Here is a 1,640-nt window from a genome sequence, read left to right on the forward strand (position 1 = left end):
CGCGGCGGCCGCCGCGTTGCGGTTGGGGTACGAGTAGAACACGGGGTAGGCGACCGCACTGACTGTGCCGACGATCGCCACGGCGACGAGGACAGAGCCCTTGGAGCGTCGCAAAGGTGCCTCCCGGAGGAAACCAACTGGTCGTTGGGGACTGAAGTCTTGCTGGGCGTGGAGTGGGGGTGGGGGCCGTCCGGACCCCGCCGCTCGGGCGGCGGGCCCAGGGCCACGGGCACGTACGTACCGCGGGCGGCGTCAGATCGTGCCGTTGGCGATGGCGTCGAAGTCGACCTGGCCGGTCTTCTCCAGCATCGTGATGTGGTCGAGCACGGTCTGGTTGGTGTCCGAGGCCAGCTGGCGCACCAGCGTGTTCTCGGTCATGTTCCGCACCGTGCCGATGGCCGGGAAGATCTTGCCGTGGGCCGAGCGCAGCAGGTTCGCCCAGACGCGGTCGTACTGGTCGTCGGTGGCGTTGGACATCTGCTGCAGGAAGCCCTGCTGCTGGGCGTTCGGCTGGTTCGGCAGTTCGACGTTCAGCTGCTCCGCCACGGCCCGCACCCGCTGGTCGAGGTCCTTGTGACCCACGATCAGATGGTCCGCGGCCTCCTTGACGGCCGGGCTCTTCGACCGCTGCATCGCCTGCTCGGCGGCCGGCAGCTCCCACAGTCCCGCCAGCCGCACCCTGATGATCAGGTCACGGTCGGAGGCCGTCAGCGGCCCCCACTGGGTGTTGACCGTGCCCGCCGCCATATTGGCCTGAGCAGTGCCCGAGCGGTCGGCGTAGGACCAGACGGGGAACGCAAGCGCTCCGACGGTGACGACGAGCGCCAGGCTGGCGATGACCGAGCCATTGATACGCCGCAAAATGAGCCTCCCGGGTAATGCCAACTGGTCGTTGGGGCAGTTGCTTGGCCAGTGCAGGGAGATACGTACGCGATCGTCATGCTGTTCAACGGCGGCGCACAGTCGCCGAAAAGCTTGGCGGCGGGGCCCCTGCGTCGGGAAGGATCCGCTCATGGGGGCGGACATCCACGGGCACGTCGAGTGCCGCGCGACCTTCGGCTTCGCCGACGACTTCGACGACGAGTACACCGGCTGGGAAGCCGCGGTCGACCTGGACTTCCTGTACGCCGGACGGTCCTACACCGCCTTCGGCTGCCTCTTCGGCGTACGGAACCACGCCGGGTTCCGGCCGCTCGCCGAGGGGCGCGGACTGCCCGCCGACGTGGCGGCCGAGACCCGGCGCCCGTACGACGAATGGGTCGGCGCCCACAGCGCCACCTGGATCGGCTGGCCCGAACTGGCCGACGCCGACTGGGAGGAACGCGCCCCCGAGCCGCCGATGACCCGACGCGAGGCGGTCCCGGACGACTGGGAGCCGGTCTGGACGGTGATGCGGACCCTGGCCGGTCTGCACGGCGGGGAGAACGTCAGGTTGGTGGTGTGGTTCGACAACTGACGGGCACGGGCCGGGTTCAGCCGCGCAGGGCCGGATGGTCCGCGACCACCGTGCAGGAGCCCGGGGCGATCTCCGTGAAGCCCGCGTCGCGGACCAGGGGGAGCCCGGAGGTGGTGAGGCCGGGTTCCCCCTCGCCGTCCGCACCGCCGACCCCGCCCGCTGGCCCGGCCTCACCACCTCCGGG

The 1,640-nt window shown here is 70.4% G+C and carries 2 protein-coding genes and 1 pseudogene; 1 reads left to right on the plus strand and 2 read right to left on the minus strand.

Features of this window, described 5'->3' with window-relative positions; genetic code table 11:
• Positions 1-252: 252 nt before the first annotated feature.
• Complete coding sequence (locus AOK23_RS16285) at positions 253-861, minus strand: DUF4142 domain-containing protein (RefSeq protein ID WP_055713434.1); 609 nt, start codon at positions 859-861, stop codon at positions 253-255.
• A 151-nt stretch (positions 862-1,012) separates the two neighbouring features.
• Between AOK23_RS16285 and AOK23_RS16290 the strand changes: the two genes are divergently transcribed.
• Positions 1,013-1,456, plus strand: coding sequence for a hypothetical protein (locus tag AOK23_RS16290; protein ID WP_055713435.1), 444 nt, complete (start codon positions 1,013-1,015; stop codon positions 1,454-1,456).
• A gap of 16 nt (positions 1,457-1,472) precedes the next feature.
• Here the strand turns inward: AOK23_RS16290 and AOK23_RS49795 are convergent.
• Positions 1,473-1,640: pseudogene (locus tag AOK23_RS49795) on the minus strand (peptidyl-tRNA hydrolase); the annotation flags it as partial.

Origin of the sequence: Streptomyces torulosus (genome assembly GCF_001419765.1) — a bacterium.
Taxonomy (GTDB): Bacteria; Actinomycetota; Actinomycetes; order Streptomycetales; family Streptomycetaceae; genus Streptomyces; species Streptomyces torulosus.